The 19,741-nt window shown below is 50.1% G+C and carries 19 protein-coding genes; 11 read left to right on the top strand and 8 right to left on the bottom strand.

The features are described from left to right. Positions 1–348: 348 nt before the first annotated feature. From ACJHX7_RS05905 to ACJHX7_RS05885, 5 genes are read left to right on the top strand one after another with little or no spacing between them, the layout of a single operon-like run. Positions 349–1,158, top strand: a complete 810-nt coding sequence (locus ACJHX7_RS05905) for an ABC transporter ATP-binding protein (protein WP_000940868.1) — start codon at positions 349–351, stop codon at positions 1,156–1,158. Beyond that, complete coding sequence (locus ACJHX7_RS05900; protein WP_000986428.1) at positions 1,155–2,138, top strand: FecCD family ABC transporter permease; 984 nt, start codon at positions 1,155–1,157, stop codon at positions 2,136–2,138. The genes ACJHX7_RS05905 and ACJHX7_RS05900 overlap by 4 nt, the downstream gene beginning before the upstream one ends. A gap of 8 nt (positions 2,139–2,146) precedes the next feature. Continuing rightward, positions 2,147–3,184 carry a FecCD family ABC transporter permease gene (locus ACJHX7_RS05895; RefSeq protein WP_001298372.1) on the top strand — a complete coding sequence of 346 codons (1,038 nt, stop codon included), beginning with the start codon at positions 2,147–2,149 and terminating at the stop codon, positions 3,182–3,184. Positions 3,185–3,194: 10 nt separating this feature from the next. Then, positions 3,195–4,142: an iron-siderophore ABC transporter substrate-binding protein gene (locus tag ACJHX7_RS05890; RefSeq protein ID WP_001305106.1), complete on the top strand. Its 948-nt coding sequence runs from the start codon at positions 3,195–3,197 to the stop codon at positions 4,140–4,142. After that, the gene (locus ACJHX7_RS05885) at positions 4,139–5,026 is read left to right on the top strand and encodes a MurR/RpiR family transcriptional regulator (RefSeq protein ID WP_000614945.1); all 888 of its coding nucleotides are present in this window, start codon (positions 4,139–4,141) and stop codon (positions 5,024–5,026) included. Before ACJHX7_RS05890 ends, ACJHX7_RS05885 begins: the two co-directional genes overlap by 4 nt. Positions 5,027–5,070: 44 nt before the next feature. On the opposite strand, the gene ACJHX7_RS05880 is transcribed toward ACJHX7_RS05885, so the two are convergent. The 4 genes from ACJHX7_RS05880 to qseB form a co-directional block, all read right to left on the bottom strand. Continuing rightward, positions 5,071–5,385 (bottom strand): putative quinol monooxygenase, encoded by a 315-nt coding sequence (locus ACJHX7_RS05880; protein WP_000633737.1) that lies wholly within the window; start codon positions 5,383–5,385, stop codon positions 5,071–5,073. 30 nt (positions 5,386–5,415) lie between these two features. Beyond that, positions 5,416–5,997, bottom strand: a complete 582-nt coding sequence (gene mdaB, locus ACJHX7_RS05875; RefSeq protein ID WP_032330190.1) for an NADPH:quinone oxidoreductase MdaB — start codon at positions 5,995–5,997, stop codon at positions 5,416–5,418. Between the two features lie 109 nt (positions 5,998–6,106). Continuing rightward, a complete protein-coding gene (gene qseC / locus ACJHX7_RS05870) occupies positions 6,107–7,456 on the bottom strand; it encodes a quorum sensing histidine kinase QseC (RefSeq protein WP_094029925.1) in 1,350 nt (449 codons plus the stop codon). Continuing rightward, complete coding sequence (gene qseB / locus ACJHX7_RS05865; protein WP_033560344.1) at positions 7,453–8,112, bottom strand: quorum sensing response regulator transcription factor QseB; 660 nt, start codon at positions 8,110–8,112, stop codon at positions 7,453–7,455. The genes qseC and qseB overlap by 4 nt, the downstream gene beginning before the upstream one ends. A gap of 151 nt (positions 8,113–8,263) precedes the next feature. On the opposite strand from qseB, the gene ygiW reads away from it, so the two are divergent. The 6 genes from ygiW (at position 8,264) to ftsP (ending at position 15,761) form a co-directional block, all read left to right on the top strand. Then, positions 8,264–8,656 (top strand): OB fold stress tolerance protein YgiW, encoded by a 393-nt coding sequence (gene ygiW / locus ACJHX7_RS05860; RefSeq protein ID WP_000712658.1) that lies wholly within the window; start codon positions 8,264–8,266, stop codon positions 8,654–8,656. A 52-nt stretch (positions 8,657–8,708) separates the two neighbouring features. Further along, positions 8,709–9,191 carry a GyrI-like domain-containing protein gene (locus ACJHX7_RS05855; RefSeq protein ID WP_410231543.1) on the top strand — a complete coding sequence of 161 codons (483 nt, stop codon included), beginning with the start codon at positions 8,709–8,711 and terminating at the stop codon, positions 9,189–9,191. A gap of 108 nt (positions 9,192–9,299) precedes the next feature. Next, on the top strand, positions 9,300–10,907 hold the full coding sequence (locus ACJHX7_RS05850) for an ABC transporter substrate-binding protein (RefSeq protein WP_001361224.1): 1,608 nt from the start codon (positions 9,300–9,302) through the stop codon (positions 10,905–10,907). A 137-nt stretch (positions 10,908–11,044) separates the two neighbouring features. After that, a complete protein-coding gene (gene parC, locus ACJHX7_RS05845; protein WP_001281890.1) occupies positions 11,045–13,303 on the top strand; it encodes a DNA topoisomerase IV subunit A in 2,259 nt (752 codons plus the stop codon). A 233-nt stretch (positions 13,304–13,536) separates the two neighbouring features. Then, the gene (gene plsC, locus ACJHX7_RS05840) at positions 13,537–14,274 is read left to right on the top strand and encodes a 1-acylglycerol-3-phosphate O-acyltransferase (protein ID WP_000965712.1); all 738 of its coding nucleotides are present in this window, start codon (positions 13,537–13,539) and stop codon (positions 14,272–14,274) included. A gap of 74 nt (positions 14,275–14,348) precedes the next feature. After that, positions 14,349–15,761, top strand: coding sequence for a cell division protein FtsP (ftsP, locus tag ACJHX7_RS05835; RefSeq protein WP_000059395.1), 1,413 nt, complete (start codon positions 14,349–14,351; stop codon positions 15,759–15,761). A 70-nt stretch (positions 15,762–15,831) separates the two neighbouring features. Here the strand turns inward: ftsP and ACJHX7_RS05830 are convergent, their stop codons facing one another. From ACJHX7_RS05830 to ACJHX7_RS05815, 4 genes are all read right to left on the bottom strand, one after another. Beyond that, positions 15,832–17,136: a TRAP transporter large permease gene (locus tag ACJHX7_RS05830; protein WP_410231542.1), complete on the bottom strand. Its 1,305-nt coding sequence runs from the start codon at positions 17,134–17,136 to the stop codon at positions 15,832–15,834. A gap of 10 nt (positions 17,137–17,146) precedes the next feature. Continuing rightward, positions 17,147–17,629 (bottom strand): TRAP transporter small permease, encoded by a 483-nt coding sequence (locus ACJHX7_RS05825; RefSeq protein WP_001259748.1) that lies wholly within the window; start codon positions 17,627–17,629, stop codon positions 17,147–17,149. 41 nt (positions 17,630–17,670) lie between these two features. After that, on the bottom strand, positions 17,671–18,654 hold the full coding sequence (locus ACJHX7_RS05820) for a TRAP transporter substrate-binding protein (RefSeq protein ID WP_094029926.1): 984 nt from the start codon (positions 18,652–18,654) through the stop codon (positions 17,671–17,673). A 72-nt stretch (positions 18,655–18,726) separates the two neighbouring features. Continuing rightward, positions 18,727–19,737, bottom strand: a complete 1,011-nt coding sequence (locus ACJHX7_RS05815; protein ID WP_000214543.1) for an Ldh family oxidoreductase — start codon at positions 19,735–19,737, stop codon at positions 18,727–18,729. Between the last annotated feature and the right edge of the window lie 4 nt (positions 19,738–19,741).

Here is a 19,741-nt window from a genome sequence, read left to right as displayed (position 1 = left end):
GGATTGTCGTGAGTGAAAATTGTTTCTTGTTGCTCACTAAGCACTATCCGTTTGTTATTTCACCATCGGATATGTAATTGAGAATCATTCAACCATGCGGTGATGTAGTAGTAAATGAGAAATAACAAAAAATTGCTACATGTGTTTTTATGAGAGGTTAATGCAATTCAATTGATGGTAATTTATTAATATTTAATGGTTTTATTTTTATCTTTAAAAACATTTCACCTGTTATTTACCTTGTTTTTGTATGGATTTTAACTTCTTGACTACTACATTTTGTGGCGTCAAACTCTCAAAGGAGAATGAGTTTTATTTTTGTTTGTCTTTGATTAAGTTGGCGTACACGTGGCACATAACGCAAAAGGGCAGGGGCTGATCCTCGACAATGTTTCTGCCGGGTATCACAAGAAAATCATTGTTGATGGTGTTTCTTTCTCCGTTCCCACAGAAAAAATGACCGTTCTGGTTGGGGCAAACGGCTGTGGAAAGTCGACGTTGCTCAGCACCATTGCACGTATCTTGCAACCCATGGGCGGTTCGATATTGCTGGATGGTAAAGCGATTCACGAGCAACCAACGAAAGCGTTATCCCGTAGACTTGGGATCTTGCCGCAGTCGCCATTATTGCCGGAGGGCTTAACCGTTTATGAACTGGTATCGCGTGGGCGTTTTCCCTGGCAAAATTTCATACGTCAATGGAGCGACGCCGATGAGCTGGCGGTAGAAGAGGCCCTGAAATTAACCGGTACGCAGGAGTTTGCACATTTACCTGTTGAAAAACTCTCTGGTGGGCAGCGTCAGCGTTGCTGGATTGCGATGGTGTTGGCGCAAAAGACGCCTTATATCCTGCTGGATGAACCCACAACCTGGCTTGATTTACGTTATCAGGTTGAAATTCTTGAGTTATTACATGATTTAACACGTCATCACGGGCGTACAGTCGTCGTGGTGTTGCATGATCTGAATTTTGCCGTCAATTATGGCGATACGTTGATATTTTTACGCCAGGGGAAAGTGGTGCGTGTGTTGAATGAGGGGGAGCATTGCACGCCTGAGCTGGTAAAAGCGGTCTTTGACGTTGATGTTCACGCATCAATAAATCCTCTGACGGGAAAGCCGTTCTTCATGCCGTTTCGTGGTGTAGAAAAAGTATGATGCGCACAGGGCTGGTTACTGTAATTTTCCTCGCCTTACTGCTGGTGGGATGCGTGGTATATCCAGGGATTGGTGCCCGATTTATTGCACCACAAACGGTGTTGCAGGCATTTCTTCATTTTGATCCGCAAAACTTCGATCACAACGTAATTGTAAGACTCCGTTTGCCGCGTTTAGCGGCAGCATTGCTTACCGGTGCTTCTCTTGGAGTTGCTGGTGCTTTGTTGCAGGCTGTCATTCGTAACCCATTGGGGGAGCCACATATTTTAGGCTTAAATGCCGGAGCCGCTCTTGCTGTCGTTGCTGCCAGTGCGCTTGGACTGGCCTTTCCGGTTGGACGCCCACTGCTGGCATCTACGGGGGGCGCGTTATTGTTCCTGTTGATATTGCTGCTTTCCTCCGCAGGGCGTTCAGGGTTAACGCCAATGAAAGTTACTTTATGCGGCGTGGCGCTATCGGCGTTCGTGTCCTCAATAACGGCTGCAATCCTGATTCTTGACGAACAAACACTGCTGGCGATGCGGACATGGCTAGCAGGTGATTTAGCGGGGCAGGATTGGGCGACGCTGGGTACGTCCGCCTGGTTTTCTCTGGGGGGATTTGTGTTAGCCCTTTACCTTGCACCCTCCCTTAACATGTTGGCACTGGGCGATCGCATGGCGCAGGGGCTGGGCGTCTCTGTACTCCGCACGCGAACATTCACCCTGCTTGCGATCGCGTTGCTCTGTGGCGCAGCCGTATCGATTGCTGGCCCCATTGGTTTTGTCGGCCTGCTAGTACCGCAGATTGTCCGGCGTCTGGTATCAGCGGATCTGCGCGTTCTGCTCCCTCTTTCAGCTTGTGTCGGCGCACTTTTGTTATTACTGGCAGATATTATTGCCCGTACGCTTTTCACGCCCCATGAATTAGCGACCGGTGTCATGACGGCGTTAGTTGGTGCGCCTGTTTTTGTCATTATGGCGACGAGGATGTTCAAATGAGTCGGATAATGAACGTCGGGCTACGCCCACTACGTGTTGGTAAGTTTTCGACACTGGTACGCCCTAAAAATCTGCTGTTGCTTGGTGGGCTGTTCCTGCTTGCGGTTGGAATACTGATATTCGGTCTGATGCAGGGTTCTTTCTCTGTTCCGGCATCGGAAGTAGGACGAGCGTTGTTTGCTCCAGAAAACGTAAGCACAGACGCACGTTATATTGTGCAGGATATTCGCTTGCCGAGAGTCATCATGGCATTGCTATGCGGGGCCATGTTAGGTATGGCAGGGGCCGCAATGCAATCCATTGCACGTAACGGCCTTGCCGATCCTGGTTTAATCGGCGTCAAAGAAGGATGTAGCGTGGCTGTGCTGTGGCTGATTTTCCAGTTTCCAATGCTGGGAATGTTCTGGCGTCCAGTGGCTGGTCTTGCTGGCGGCCTGTTGGTGGCTTTAATCGTGATTTTTTGTGCGCGCGATATTTCCCGCCCGCGATTTGTTCTGATTGGTATTGGTGTTTCCTGGTTTTTCGCCGCCGGTATCGGTGTATTTATGACCACTGCAGATGTTCGAGATGTACAAACTGCATTGATGTGGTTATCGGGAAGCCTGCATGCAGCTAACTGGATGTTAGTCGGTATTTCAGCCTGTTGGATGTTGCCAGCCGCTCTTTTATTGCTGTTCACCGCCAGGACGGCGGATATCGCTCTGCTTGGTCATCAGGTTGCAACCGGGTTAGGGGTGAATAGTTCTCGCCTGGCGTTGTTACGTGTCGCCGCACCCATAATCCTGACAGCCGTCTGCGTTTCGTGTGTTGGTAACATCGGTTTTGTCGGATTGATAGCACCCCATATATCACGTTTTATTCTACGTGGCGGGCAGACGACATTACTGCTGGGGAGCGCCGTATCGGGGGCGTTGTTAGTTATTCTGGCGGATAGCATTGGTCGTTTGGCTTTTTTGCCTTTGCAACTGCCTGCCGGAATCATTATCTCACTGATTGGTGGACCATTTTTTTTGCTACTGCTCTGGCAGCGCAGGAACAGTTTTTAACGGGAGTTATATGCGTTTATTTTTTTCTCTGCTGATACTGTTGTCATTTTTTTCCCGTGCAACAGAACCTGTTCAGGTATTTACTGATGATTTAGGGCGCAAAGTCACTGTTCCTGCTCATCCAAAGAGAATTGTCTCTTTACACGATCTTGATATCACTATTCCTCTGATTGAGCTCGGTGTACCTCCTGTCGCCAGCCACGGGCGAACTCGGCCTGACGGTAGCCATTTCATTCGATCTGGCGCGTTATTGACAGGTGTCGACTTTGATAATTCATCGATCGCCTTTATTGGTACCGCTGATATTGATATTGAAGCGATTGTGGCGGCAAAGCCTGACCTGATCATCACAGAACCGACCCGTAATACGCCCATTGAACAACTTGAAAAAATTGCGCCCACGGTGAGCATTGATCATCTCAAAGGGGGCGCGCCAGAAATCTATCGCAAGCTGGCAGAACTTACAGGAACGCAGTCGCAGCTGGCGATACTTGAACGCCGCTATCAGGCACAAATCAATGCGCTGAAGGCGACGCTGGACAGCCAAAAAATAACGGTATCGGTGATTCAGGCAAACCAGGGAAAAATTAATGTGATGCATAGCTATCATTCGCTGGGGCGGGTATTACGCGATGCTGGTTTTCGTTTTCCGCCGCTGATTGAGAGCATTCCTGAAGGTGGGCGAATGGATGTGAGCGCGGAGCGTTTACCTGAACTGGATGCCGATTTTGTTTTTGCAACCTGGCGCGGTGACACCGGTGGTAAACCTCAGGATGAGCTGGCAGCAATGGAAAAAGTCATGCCGGGATGGTGTCAGTTTCTGACTGCCTGTCGTTCCGGGCGTTATGTGCTGATTTCTCGTGAAGAGGCGATTTCTAACTCCTTTGCATCTCTGGGGCTGATGGCTGCGCAGATACAATCACAAATTGCAGGGCGACCTCTACCGGAGGATAAATGATCCAGAAAGATAAAGCGCGGGTTGATATTTTTGGTGAGCGTTTTCGCACTCGCGCGAGTCAGTTAACGCCTGGGTTAAGAGTTGTCGCCAGCTACATTAATGAGCATCGTGAAGTGGTACTCGAGCAAACGGCGATGGAAATTGCGGCCACGTTGAACACTTCCGATGCCACAGTTATCAGGGCTATACAGGCCCTGGGGTTTGCCGGGCTGCGTGATCTGAAACGCACTCTGGAACAGTGGCTTGGTCCAGCCCTTAGTTCCAGCGAAAAGATGTCTACGACGGTGAGTAACTTGACGAGCGATGTTAACACCGCAATCGACTTTGTTCTTGAAGGGCATTTGTATACCTGTAATGTCCTGTCAGAGCCTGAAAACCGCCACGCGCTTGCGCAAGCTGTAGCGTTGTTGGTGCAGGCACGGCAAGTCGCTATTTTTGGCATTGGCGCTTCGGGTATCCTGGCGGACTATACCGCACGACTATTCAACCGCATAGGTTTGCCTGCCACGGCACTAAACCGTACGGGTATTGGCCTTGCCGAGCAACTGATCGCGCTTCAACGTGGCGATGTTCTGATCATGATGGCGCAAAAATCTGCGCACCGGGAAGGGCTGACAACGCTTCGTGAGGCGAGGCGGCTGGGGATCCCTGTTATTTTGCTGACAAACGCGCTGGATTCGCGTTTTAGCAAAGACGCCAGTATCGTGATTCATGTTCCGCGCGGGGATGAAAAAGGGAAAACGCCGCTACATGGTACGGTATTGTTGTGTCTGGAAATGATTGTCTGGTCGGTAGCTTCCGCAGTGCCGCAGCGTGCGGTTAAAACCATTAAGCGAATTAACGATTTCCATCGAGGACTGAAAACGGGAAGAAAGAATGGCTAATCTGGGCTGAGACCGGTAGCAACACCGGCCTCTTTTCAGGAATGTTAAATCCCCGGTTGCAGGATGCGGATATTCATCTCCAGCACATCGCCTTTTACGGCCTCGCTGTACGCTTTCATGTGCGGGGTCTGCAAGTGCGCTTCAAGATGCGCGATGCTTTCCCACTGCTCAATCATCACGATAGAATCCGGTGCCATAGACTGGAAACTCACGCCAGCAGCGCAATCCACCATTGGCGCATAGCCGTGGCAACCTTCTTCTTTCAGTACGGTTGGAACGATTTTAGCAAACTGATCCAACACTGCCTGACGGTGATGTTGACCAGGACGAGTACGGATTTCTGCGATTACTGTAATCATGGTTAACTCCTTCTAAAGCCAGAGCTCTAGTTAACCAAAAATTTCCACAAGATGCTTGCGATATTCTTCAGTATAGCGGGGAACATCAGGCATTTTTATCACGTCATTAGCGATAAATGTCGGCAGCGGTTCCATGCCAAGGAATTGGTTTGCTTTATGGAACGGCAGGTACACACCGTCAACACCAACGCCGTGGAAGAACTGATCTTTTTCGGTGAAGGCTTCCATTGGTGCGTTCCAGGTCAGAGAAAGCATATATTTTTTGCCCTGTACCAGGCCGCCGGAGCCGTATTTTTTCGACGGATCTTTGCGGGTACGACCATCGCTGGCATACAGCGTCCCGTGACCTTCGGTGAATACATCATCAATGTATTTTTTCACTGTCCACGGCGCGCCCATCCACCAGCCTGGCATCTGCCAGATCACCGCATCAGCCCAGAGAAAGTTTTGTACTTCCGCTTTGACATCGTAGTCGCTGTCGGCGCGAACGATGCGGACATCATGCCCGAGGTCGCGCAGTGTGCCATCCGCGACTTCGGTCAGGGTGTCGTTCAGTTGACCATTGGAGTGGGCGAATTTTTTCGCGCCGTTGATAATCAGGATGTTGCTCATTTTTTAACCTCAAGGTGAGACGTTTGCCGACTATAGTACGTCACAGAGCGGTACGGTGAAATTAGCAAAATGTGCAAAGTCTTTTGCGAATTTAGCAAAAGTCTTACCCTTACCAGCTTATCTTCGCCTCAAATCCACCTTGTTCCGCATTCCCAAATTCAACATTCATGTCATGCAGCTTGGCGATTCGCTGGACAATCGATAGCCCAAGTCCACTGCCGGTAGCGGTTTGTCCGGGTGGGCGATAGAAGCGTTCGCCAATTCTCGCCAGTGCCTCTGGCGTCACACCGGGGCCGTTATCCCTCACGATGAAATTATCGGCATTCAGCGTGACGTCCACCACGCTACCTTGTGGACTGTAACGCACGGCGTTATCCAGCAAATTTCGCACCAACAAACTTAGCAATAGCGGTTGTCCGGTGCGTTTGATGCCGTGGGCATTGAGTGTCAGTCGCACGTCAATTTTCGCCTGCTGCGCCGTGTGGTAAATATCCATCACCGACGATTGCAGGAGATCTTCAAGCGGGATCTCCGCGACGTCCTGAAGGTTATCCAGTGAGTCCAGCCGCGATAGCGTGAGCAGTTGATCAACCAGACGAGTAGCACGATCGATTCCGGAATGTAATTGAAGCAGCGCTTTTTTCCGCGCCTGCGGATCATCGTCAGAGAGCTGCGCAACTTCGGTTTGCACTTTCAGCGCCGTTAACGGGCTACGAAGTTCGTGAGCTGCGTCGGAAGTAAAGCGTCGTTCACGAACCATCATCGCATGTGTGCGGGCGAACAGTTGATTCAACGACTCAACCAGTGGGCGCACTTCGCTGGGTACGCCCGTCGCGTTTAGTGGTTTTTCCGAGTCAGGGTCACGCATACGTAGTGCCAGCGCCAGTTTGTTCAGCGGCGCGAGTTCACGACCCAGTAGTACCATCATGATGATTAACATAATCGGCAGTGCGACCAGCCACGGGATCAATTGTCCGGCAACAATCGCCAGCGCCATGTCTTCACGGTATTCCCATTCCTGACCCACAACGATGCGATATTTGCCATCAGGTGAGGTCATCCAGACAAAACGCCAGGGATCGTCTTCACCGACCAGTTGCCCGTCAGCAAAACCTTCCCGCTGATAGCTATAAGGAATATCTTCTCCGTTATCGCCATCGTTAAGGACCATTCTGCCGTCGTGGGTAAAGATGGCAAAGGTCAGCGCATCGTCATCAACATGACCGTGTTTTAATTTATTTGGCGTCTGTGCCATGCGATCTGCCGCGTTGATTTCGTTGAGATCGAGCGTACTTAACCGCTTGGCAAACAGCATCAGTTGGGTGTCGAACAACTCATCGACGTTATCCGTTGTTTGTTTCCAGGCGACAAAGCTGGAAAGCAGCCAGGTCACTGAGGCCAGAATTAAAAAGATTAGCGTCAGCCTGACTCGCAGACTAAGACGTTGGGTAAATTTCATTTCTCACCTAATGTGTAGCCAATACCATGAACGGTACGAATAAAATCACTGCCGAGTTTGCGTCGCAGATGATGCACATGCACTTCAACGGCATTACTGGTGACCTCTTCGTCCCAGGTATACAGTTTCTCTTCAATCAGTTTGCGCGGCAGTACCCGACCAGCGTTACGCATCAGTAATTCCAGCAGGGCAAATTCTTTTGGTTTCAGCGTTAAGGGTTCGCCAGCCAGCGTGGCGATACGTTTGCCGGGGTCGAGCATGACGTTGCCGTGGCGCAGCTCGTTGCTGGCCTGGCCGTTGGTTCGGCGCATCAGAGCTTCCAGCCTGGCGGCGACTTCTATCAACGCAAAAGGTTTACACAGATAATCGTCAGCTCCCAGACGCAGCCCTTCTACACGTTCCGCCAGCGCATCGCGCGCGGTCAGGATCAAAACCGGCTCACGCTGACCTTTTTCTCGCCATTCGCGCAAAATATCGCGACCATCCATGCCCGGTAAGGTTAAATCCAGGACCACCGCATCATAAGGTGCGCTATATAGCGCCTCTTTTCCCTGACGACCTTGTGTAAACCAGTCGACGCTAAAACCCATTTTACTAAGGCCCGTTTTGATGCCGTCGCCAATCAGCATGTCATCTTCTATCAGTAAAATTCGCATTTTTTCATCCCTGCGATAACCGTATTTGCTGCCAGTAAACCGTGTTGTAACGCGCTCTGTACAGCATTAAATTTTATTTTTTTCCCTTAAGAAGTTGTTAAGGACTATCTTGTTAAATGCTCGGAAACAGACATTAAAGGGAGTAATAAACATGAAAAAATTCGCAGCAGTAATCGCAGTAATGGCCCTGTGCAGTGCACCGGTTATGGCAGCAGAGCAGGGAGGTTTTTCTGGCCCATCGGCAACGCAAAGTCAGGCCGGAGGATTCCAGGGGCCGAACGGCAGCGTAACGACCGTAGAAAGCGCAAAATCCCTGCGTGACGACACCTGGGTAACCCTGCGCGGCAATATCGTTGAACGCATCTCTGACGATCTCTACGTGTTCAAAGATGCCAGCGGTACTATCAATGTGGATATCGATCACAAACGCTGGAACGGCGTGACGGTGACGCCGAAAGATACGGTTGAGATTCAGGGTGAAGTCGATAAAGACTGGAACTCTGTTGAAATTGACGTCAAACAGATCCGCAAAGTAAATCCGTAATTGTTACCGCTCCCGGGACGCGTTCCCGGGAATAATTTCGCAGGGAGGCAAAATGACAAACCTGACACTGGATGTAAATATTATCGATTTCCCATCAATCCCTGTGGCGATGTTGCCGCACCGCTGTAGCCCTGAGTTGCTCAACTACAGCGTGGCGAAATTTATCATGTGGCGTAAAGAGACGGGGCTTTCTCCTGTTAACCAAAGCCAGACTTTTGGCGTCGCCTGGGACGACCCTGCCACCACCGCACCAGAAGCGTTTCGCTTTGATATCTGCGGCAGCGTTAGCGAACCGATCCCCGATAATCGTTATGGCGTAAGTAATGGTGAACTTACCGGTGGACGTTATGCTGTGGCCCGCCATGTTGGCGAGCTGGACGATATTTCACACACGATATGGGGCATCATTCGCCACTGGCTTCCGGCAAGCGGCGAAAAAATGCGCAAAGCCCCGATCCTGTTTCACTACACCAATCTTGCCGAAGGGATGACAGATCAGCGACTGGAAACGGATGTTTATGTACCGTTAGCGTGATGGGGAATCTTTACCGGAGTGTGAGCCAAATCACTCGCGATAAGTTTGAGCGAACAATGCCACAGGCGTATTGTTGTTGGGCTTATAATTTCTCCGGTAAGGAATACCATGTATACGCGAAATTTATTATGGCTGGTCAGCCTGGTAAGTGCGGCTCCTCTCTACGCTGCTGACGTTCCCGCCAACACACCCCTCGCCCCGCAACAAGTCTTTCGTTACAACAATCATAGCGACCCAGGTACGCTCGACCCGCAAAAGGTGGAGGAGAATACTGCCGCGCAGATTGTGCTGGATCTGTTTGAAGGTCTGGTATGGATGGACGGTGAAGGCCAGGTGCAGCCCGCTCAGGCTGAACGCTGGGAGATACTGGACGGCGGCAAGCGCTATATTTTCCATCTACGTAGCGGTTTGCAGTGGTCAGACGGTCAGCCTCTGACGGCAGAGGATTTTGTCCTCGGCTGGCAACGTGCGGTTGACCCGAAAACGGCAAGCCCTTTTGCTGGCTATCTGGCACAGGCGCACATTAACAATGCCGCGGCTATTGTTGCGGGTAAAGCAGATGTTACATCGCTGGGTGTCAAAGCGATGGATGATCGTACTCTTGAAGTTACGCTTGAGCAGCCAGTTCCTTGGTTCACGACGATGCTCGCCTGGCCGACGCTGTTCCCGGTTCCTCATCATGTCATCGCTAAACATGGCGATAGCTGGAGTAAGCCAGAGAACATGGTTTACAACGGTGCCTTTGTGCTTGATCAGTGGGTAGTTAACGAAAAGATTACTGCACGCAAAAATCCAAAGTACCGCGATGCGCAACATACAGTATTGCAACAGGTTGAGTATCTGGCGCTGGATAATTCGGTCACCGGCTATAACCGCTATCGCGCGGGAGAGGTCGATCTCACCTGGGTTCCGGCGCAGCAAATTCCCGCCATTGAAAAATCACTGCCTGGCGAGCTACGAATTATCCCGCGTCTGAACAGCGAATATTACAACTTTAACCTTGAGAAACCGCCATTTAACGATGTGCGGGTGCGTCGGGCGCTATATCTTACGGTTGATCGACAGCTTATTGCGCAAAAGGTACTGGGGTTGAGAACGCCCGCAACCACGCTGACGCCGCCAGAGGTAAAAGGCTTTAGCGCGACGACGTTCGATGAACTGCAAAAGCCAATGAGTGAGCGTGTCGCGATGGCAAAAGCCTTGCTCAAACAGGCGGGATACGATGCCTCTCATCCGCTACGCTTTGAGCTGTTCTACAACAAGTACGATCTGCATGAAAAGACCGCGATAGCGTTGTCTTCCGAATGGAAAAAATGGCTGGGTGCACAGGTGACGCTGCGCACAATGGAGTGGAAAACCTATCTTGATGCCCGACGAGCCGGTGATTTCATGCTGTCTCGGCAGTCGTGGGATGCGACGTATAATGATGCTTCCAGCTTCCTGAACACGCTCAAAAGCGATAGTGAAGAAAACGTCGGTCACTGGAAAAATGCGCAGTATGACGCCTTACTAAACCAGGCCACGCAGATCACTGATGCGACAAAGCGTAATGCGTTGTATCAGCAGGCAGAAGTGATCATCAACCAACAGGCACCGCTGATTCCTGTCTACTATCAGCCGTTAATCAAACTGCTTAAACCCTACGTTGGCGGTTTTCCGCTGCATAATCCCCAGGATTATGTCTACAGCAAAGAGTTGTATATCAAGGCACATTGATGCCTTTATCGCCGTCGGAGCACGTCCGGCGGCGCTATTCACTCTGATCTCCTGTGACTCGACGCGGCAGATAATGTAGTATCTCCGGCAATATTGCCCCTTTGAAGGCTGGCGAATAAGTTGAGGAATCAGAATTAATGAGCGATATGGCAGAGCGCCTTGCGCTACATGAATTTACGGAAAACGCCTACTTAAACTACTCCATGTACGTGATCATGGACCGTGCGTTGCCGTTTATTGGTGATGGTCTGAAACCTGTTCAGCGCCGCATTGTGTATGCGATGTCTGAGCTGGGCCTGAATGCCAGCGCCAAATTTAAAAAATCGGCCCGTACCGTCGGTGACGTACTGGGTAAATACCATCCGCACGGCGATAGTGCCTGTTATGAAGCGATGGTCCTGATGGCGCAGCCGTTCTCTTACCGTTATCCGCTGGTTGATGGTCAGGGGAACTGGGGTGCGCCGGACGATCCGAAATCGTTCGCGGCAATGCGTTACACCGAATCCCGTTTGTCGAAATATTCTGAGTTGCTATTAAGCGAGCTTGGACAGGGGACGGCTGACTGGGTGCCAAACTTCGACGGCACTTTGCAGGAGCCGAAAATGCTGCCTGCCCGTCTGCCAAACATTTTGCTTAACGGCACCACCGGTATTGCCGTCGGCATGGCAACGGACATTCCACCGCATAACCTGCGTGAAGTGGCTCAGGCGGCAATCGCATTAATCGACCAGCCGAAAACCACGCTCGATCAGCTGCTGGATATCGTGCAGGGGCCGGATTATCCGACTGAAGCGGAAATTATCACTTCGCGCGCCGAGATTCGTAAAATCTACGAGAACGGACGTGGTTCAGTGCGTATGCGCGCGGTTTGGAAGAAAGAAGATGGCGCGGTGGTTATTAGCGCATTGCCGCATCAGGTTTCAGGTGCGCGCGTACTGGAGCAAATTGCTGCGCAAATGCGCAACAAAAAGCTGCCGATGGTTGACGATCTGCGCGATGAATCTGACCACGAGAACCCGACCCGTCTGGTGATTGTGCCGCGTTCCAACCGCGTGGATATGGATCAGGTGATGAACCACCTCTTTGCTACCACCGATCTGGAAAAGAGCTATCGCATTAACCTCAATATGATCGGTCTGGATGGTCGTCCGGCGGTGAAAAACCTGCTGGAAATCCTCTCCGAATGGCTGGTGTTCCGCCGCGATACCGTGCGCCGCCGACTGAATTATCGTCTGGAGAAAGTCCTCAAGCGCCTGCATATCCTCGAAGGTTTGCTGGTGGCGTTTCTCAATATCGACGAAGTGATTGAGATCATTCGTAATGAAGATGAACCGAAACCGGCGCTGATGTCGCGGTTTGGCCTTACTGAAACCCAGGCGGAAGCGATCCTCGAACTGAAACTGCGTCATCTTGCCAAACTGGAAGAGATGAAGATTCGCGGTGAGCAGAGTGAGCTGGAAAAAGAGCGCGACCAGTTGCAGGGCATTTTGGCTTCCGAGCGTAAAATGAATAACCTGCTGAAGAAAGAACTGCAGGCAGACGCGCAAGCCTACGGTGACGAACGTCGTTCGCCGTTGCAGGAACGCGAAGAAGCGAAAGCGATGAGCGAGCACGACATGCTGCCGTCTGAACCTGTCACCATTGTGCTGTCGCAGATGGGCTGGGTACGCAGCGCTAAAGGCCATGATATCGACGCGCCGGGCCTGAATTATAAAGCGGGCGATAGCTTCAAAGCGGCGGTGAAAGGTAAGAGCAACCAACCGGTAGTGTTTGTTGATTCCACCGGTCGTAGCTATGCCATCGACCCGATTACGCTGCCGTCGGCGCGTGGTCAGGGCGAGCCGCTCACCGGCAAATTAACGTTGCCGCCTGGAGCGACCGTTGACCACATGCTGATGGAAAGCGACGATCAGAAACTGCTGATGGCTTCCGATGCGGGTTACGGTTTCGTCTGCACCTTTAACGATCTGGTGGCGCGTAACCGTGCAGGTAAGGCTTTGATCACCTTACCGGAAAATGCCCATGTTATGCCGCCGGTGGTGATTGAGGATGCTTCCGATATGCTGCTGGCAATCACTCAGGCAGGCCGTATGTTGATGTTCCCGGTAAGCGATCTGCCGCAGTTGTCGAAGGGCAAAGGCAATAAGATTATCAACATTCCATCGGCAGAAGCCGCGCGTGGCGAGGATGGCCTGGCGCAACTGTACGTTCTGCCGCCGCAAAGCACGCTGACCATTCATGTTGGGAAACGCAAAATTAAACTGCGTCCGGAAGAGCTACAGAAAGTCACTGGCGAACGTGGACGCCGCGGTACGTTGATGCGCGGTTTACAGCGTATCGATCGTGTTGAGATCGACTCTCCTCGCCGTGCCAGCAGCGGTGATAGCGAAGAGTAATATGCCGGGGAGGGCGCTGTTTCCTCCCGCTTGCAAGGAACGCCGGATGAAACGTTAAGTCGTCATCCGGCAGCGTATTCAACCCCCGGAAACGATAAAAATTCCCTTGAAACCGTTGTTTATTCATGCGTTGCGATTAACAATACGCTTTTCCAGAGAGCGGCTTTTAACAATGCCCTAACCTGATTTCAGGTGACGTACAATGCCAGTCTCTCAGACCTTCAGAGGGTGTTATGCTATATATCTTTCGTCTTATTATTACCGTGATTTACAGCATCTTAGTCTGTGTATTCGGCTCCATTTACTGCCTTTTCAGCCCGCGTAACCCGAAACATGTGGCCACCTTTGGGCATATGTTTGGTCGTCTTGCACCGCTGTTCGGCCTGAAAGTTGAGTGCCGCAAACCTGCGGATGCTGAAAGCTACGGCAATGCTATCTATATCGCTAACCACCAGAACAACTATGACATGGTCACAGCATCGAACATTGTGCAACCGCCGACGGTGACGGTAGGTAAAAAGAGCTTGCTGTGGATCCCCTTCTTCGGGCAGTTGTACTGGTTAACCGGCAACTTATTGATCGACAGAAACAATCGCACTAAAGCTCACGGCACTATTGCGGAAGTCGTGAATCACTTCAAAAAACGCCGTATTTCCATCTGGATGTTCCCGGAAGGAACCCGCAGCCGTGGTCGCGGCCTGCTACCGTTCAAGACCGGGGCATTTCACGCGGCAATTGCGGCGGGCGTCCCGATTATTCCCGTGTGCGTCTCTACAACTTCGAATAAGATTAATCTTAATCGGCTACACAACGGTCTGGTGATTGTCGAAATGCTGCCGCCAATTGACGTCAGTCAGTATGGCAAAGATCAGGTTCGCGAGTTGGCTGCCCATTGTCGTTCGATAATGGAACAAAAAATCGCTGAGCTCGATAAAGAAGTCGCAGAGCGCGAAGCCGCCGGAAAAGTTTAAGTCGGCAATCTGTATTTTTGCGGGGAACACTTTCCTGCACGGTATTACTTTAGCCAGTTTTACATGGAGCAAATATGTCACTCAGTCGGCGTCAGTTCATTCAGGCATCGGGGATTGCACTTTGTGCAGGCGCTGTTCCCCTGAAGGCCAGCGCAGCCGGGCAACAGCAACCGCTACCCGTTCCGCCGCTGCTTGAATCTCGCCGTGGGCAACCGCTGTTTATGACTGTACAACGTGCGCACTGGTCATTTACGCCAGGGACACGCGCGTCGGTTTGGGGAATCAATGGTCGTTACCTGGGGCCGACTATCCGCGTCTGGAAGGGCGACGATGTTAAGCTTATTTACAGCAACCGCCTGACAGAAAATGTCTCAATGACGGTGGCCGGGCTACAGGTACCAGGCCCGCTGATGGGCGGTCCGGCACGGATGATGTCGCCAAACGCTGACTGGGCACCCGTACTGCCCATTCGCCAGAACGCAGCTACTCTGTGGTATCACGCCAATACTCCCAACCGCACGGCTCAGCAGGTCTATAACGGCCTTGCCGGAATGTGGCTGGTGGAAGATGAAGTCAGCAAGTCGCTGCCTATCCCCAACCATTATGGTGTGGATGATTTTCCGGTCATTATCCAGGATAAACGGCTGGATAACTTTGGTACGCCAGAATACAACGAACCGGGAAGCGGCGGCTTTGTTGGTGATACGCTGCTGGTTAACGGTGTACAAAGCCCGTACGTTGAAGTCTCGCGTGGCTGGGTGCGCTTGCGTCTGTTGAACGCGTCGAACTCTCGTCGCTATCAACTACAGATGAGCGATGGTCGCCCGTTACATGTGATTTCTGGCGATCAGGGATTCCTGCCCGCTCCTGTATCGGTGAAGCAACTTTCGCTGGCACCGGGCGAGCGCCGCGAGATTCTGGTGGATATGAGCAACGGTGATGAAGTGTCGATCACCTGTGGTGAAGCGGCGAGCATTGTTGATCGTATTCGCGGCTTCTTTGAGCCATCCAGTATTCTGGTTTCTACCCTGGTGCTAACGCTGCGCCCAACCGGCCTTCTGCCGCTGGTCACAGACAGTCTTCCGATGCGCCTGCTGCCAACTGAAATCATGGCTGGTTCGCCGATTCGCAGTCGCGATATCAGTCTGGGTGATGACCCGGGGATTAATGGACAGCTGTGGGACGTCAACCGTATTGATGTCACCGCGCAGCAAGGAACGTGGGAACGCTGGACGGTACGCGCGGACGAGCCGCAAGCGTTCCATATTGAAGGCGTGATGTTCCAGATCCGTAACGTGAATGGCGCGATGCCGTTCCCGGAAGACAGAGGCTGGAAAGATACCGTTTGGGTTGACGGACAAGTGGAGCTGCTTGTTTATTTCGGTCAGCCTTCCTGGGCGCACTTCCCGTTCTACTTCAACAGTCAGACGCTGGAAATGGCGGACCGTGGTTCGATTGGGCAACTGTTGGTCAATCCGGTACCGTAATGGACCAATTCAATGCCCCACAGAGTGGTGGGGCATTGAAAATTACTCAGTATGCAGTCTTCATTGTGTATCAGGTCGAAAATAATCCTGGCAGCATCAGACTAAGCTGCGGGAAATAACAAATAATTGCCATTACTACAAACAATGCCAGAAACATCGGCAGTAATGGTTTTATTGCCCTGTCGATACTGACCTTACCAATGCTGCACCCCACAAACAGAATGGTGCCGACAGGTGGTGTGCAAAGGCCAATGGTTAAGTTGAAAACCATAATGATGCCGAAGTGAATCGGATCAATCCCCAGATGCTGGGCGATCGGCAGGAAAATAGGTGTAAATATCAGGATCGCCGGCGTGATATCCATAAAGGTACCGACGATCAACAGAATGATATTAATAATAAATAGAATGACCCATTTGTTATCCGAAACGCGGGTAATCAGTTCGTTGATCAACTCAGGAACATCAGCATTCGTCATGGCCCATGACATCCCCATTGAACAGCCTACCAGCAACAAAACAATTGAACTGGTCACCACCGAATCTAACAGGATATCATTGAGTTTCTTGATGGTGATTTCACGGTAAATCATTGCCAGGACTAAACTATAAATTACCGCAATTGCCGATGCTTCCGTGGGCGTGAATACCCCTGCGATAATACCGCCAATAATGATAAAAATAAGCATCAGGCTGGGAATTGATTCGCGGAATACCTGCAAAAATTGATGAAAATTGATACGTTCGGCCACCGGATAATGGTTACGTCGCGCATAAAGTGCCGCCACAAACATTAAAGCAGCAGCGGTGAGAATGCCTGGCAAGTATCCGGCTAAGAACAACGCAGCAACAGAAGTCCCTCCGCTGGCGAGTGAATAGACAATCAACACATTGCTTGGTGGGATCATCAGGCCAATGGGTGCAGAGGCAATATTAACCGCCGCAGAGAACGCCGGATCATAGCCCTCTTTTTCCTGCAGTGGAGACATAATTCCACCTACCGCGGCGGCTGACGCAACGGCTGAACCTGAAATCGCACCAAACAGTGTATTCGCGAGGATATTACAATGAGCCAGTGAGCCAGGAAGACGCCCAACTAATGCTTGCGCCAGGTTAACCAGTCGTCTGGCTATACCACCGGTATTCATAATGTTTCCGGCTAACACGAAGAAGGGAATGGCTAATAGCGTAAAGCCATCCAGCCCCACAGTCATCTTTTGCGAAATCACAGAAATGGCGGCATCGGGTGGTAAGGCAGTAATAATAGATAACAGCGAAGAAAGACCAATCGCAAAAGTAATTGGCACACCGATTGTCAGCATGATGACAAAACTGCCAAATAAAATTAAGACGGGGTAGATATATTCAATGTCCATACTTCCCTCGTTAATGAGAATTCCATTTGCGATAGTTGTCGATGATATTCATCACTGAATACCAGACCAGAATAAGCCCACTGGCAGGCATAACCCAATAAACCTTATCCATCGGCCATTTTAATACAGGAGAGATTTGTCCAACATGTTGTGCTTTTTCAACAACAATATTCCCGCCATAGATCATGAAAATAACCGCAAAGACCGTAATAATAATTTGGATAAAACAGTCAAGCGTCAGAACAGATGCAGCCGGAAGTTTTTGAGCCAACAAATCAATGGCCAGATGTTTTTTTAACCCCGCAGTATATACACCACCAAGTAAAATCATCCACATAAATAAAATCTGGGTGAACTCATCAAGCACAGTGCTGGGAGCGTTAAAAATAAAACGTGCAATAACTTGCCAGGTTACGCAGAACACCATAATGGCGAGAATAATGCAGCAACATCCGGCAAGGATCTTATTAAGAATATGAGTGAGTGTTCGCATAAGTCTTCCATGAAAAGGCAGGAATTACCTGCCCATTAGGGTTACATACTTTCTACTAGCTCAAGGTTTTTGGCTGATTGTGCATCTTTCGCCTTGAATTCATCGTATAACGGTTTGACGCGTTCTTTGAAAGCGGATTTATCAACATCAACAACTGTTGCGTTCATCCCTTTCATTTTGTCGTAGGCTTCTTTTTCAGCCGCAGGCCAGATGACGTCCTTCATCTGCATCATTGACTCATCGGCTGCTTTTAATAATGCCGTGCGCTCTTTATCACCAAGTTTATTCAACACGTCGGTGCTGATAATTAACACATCAGGTACCATGGTGTGTTCATCACGTGAATAGACTTTTGCGACTTCGGCGTGACGCATATCGGAATAGACAACGGTATTGTTCTCTCCGCCATCAACCACACCTTGCTGAAGTGCGGTGTAGAGTTCGCCTTGCGCCATCGGGGTAGCGACACCACCGAGTGCTTTCATCATTGCAATGGCGCTGGGGCTTTGTTGAACCCTGATTTTCATTCCCGCTAAATCTTCAGGTTTTGTAATCGGTTTATTGGAATAAAAACTTCTCGCACCGCCGTCATAGTACGTAATACCAACAAAACCTTTGCTTTCTGATGAATTAAGTATTTTTTTACCTAAATCACTTTGCAGAACACGATAATAGTGATCACGGTCGCGGAATAAGAACGGCAGACTGAAAAGGCTGTAATCTGGAGCAAATGATTCTAGTGATGCGGCATTAACCTTAACCATCTGTAATGCACCGGAGTTCATTAATTCCAGTGATTCACGCTCATTACCTAATGTTGCATTTGGGTAAATGCGAATAACTAATTCACCATTAGAATACTCTTTGGTTTTATCCGCTAAATAGCTTAATGCTTTATGGACAGCATGGCTTTTATCCTGATTATGACTCAGTTTTAATGTTATTTTTGCCAGTGTGGTATTAGATATTAATAAACAACTGGTTAACAGCATAAGCGATGCCGTCAGAGGACGAAGTGCTTTCATATCCTGCTCCTGGTTAATATAACAGAAACGATAAATACAGCGCTTTTCTATCGTTATAATAAAAAGTAGTGATTAATTCTCTGCCAGATAATGGAATATTCCTGCCGGAACCGGAATACCTTCCTGTTGGCATTTTTCTTTGTAGTGCATTTGCGGATCGTTCGGCGCTAACACTTTTTCGATACCGGGAGCCGGTTTAACGGCATGCAACTCCGTGACCATTTGCGCCATGGTTTTTGCAAAAACAGGATTGCCGAGCTTTTTCGGATCGATGGCAATAACCAAACTTGCCAGCTTACGCATCTTGTCATAATCACCATACATGCGAACAATATGGTTGCCAAAATTCGCATTCATCAGCACGCCAGTCAGTGCATCAATAGCCAGTGCAATGCCTGAACCTTTGTGTTGGCCGAAAGGTAGCAGGTTTTCAATCTTATACGGATCAGTGGTGCCATAACCGTTTTTATCTATCGCCAGCCCTTCACCAATATGTTTTCCGGTTTCCTTTGCATGAAGTATTTTGCCGAAAGCCGTGGCACTGGTCGCCATATCAACAATCATCGGATGGCTGTTTTCCACCGGGAAACCAAAGGCGATGGGGTTAGTTCCCAAAAAGCGCTCGGCGCCGCCATGGGGAGCCACACAGGTATCGGTTTGCGTCATTACGATAGCAACCAACCCTTTGTTGGTGATCATCTCTGCAAAATAAGATAACGCACCACAGTGAGACGTGTTTTTAACGCTAACAAAACCGAGGCCCTCTTGCTGGGCCAGTTTAATAGCGTGCTCAGTGGCGCTAATTAATGCGGAATGCCCCATTCCGTCGTCAGAGTCGAGAATGGCCACTGACGGTGAAATTTGCTCAATGCTAAACTGCGGGGCTTTATTTAACCCTCCGGCAGCAAGGCGGGTGCAATAATGTTCGACACGCATAACACCATGTGAATGCACACCTGTAATATCGGCATGTACTAAAACATCTGTCACCTGTTGTGTGGTGTCGGTATCCAGCCCGGCGGTATGTAATTTGTGGTGCACCAGTGATTTTAAATTTTCTTCACTGACATAAACAGTTGTCATATTT

The sequence above is a fragment of the Escherichia sp. WS1451 genome (assembly GCF_046487365.1).
Classification (GTDB): domain Bacteria; phylum Pseudomonadota; class Gammaproteobacteria; order Enterobacterales; family Enterobacteriaceae; genus Escherichia; species Escherichia coli.
The sequence above is the reverse complement of the archived record's forward strand: the minus strand, read 5'-3'. Positions and strand labels throughout refer to the sequence as shown.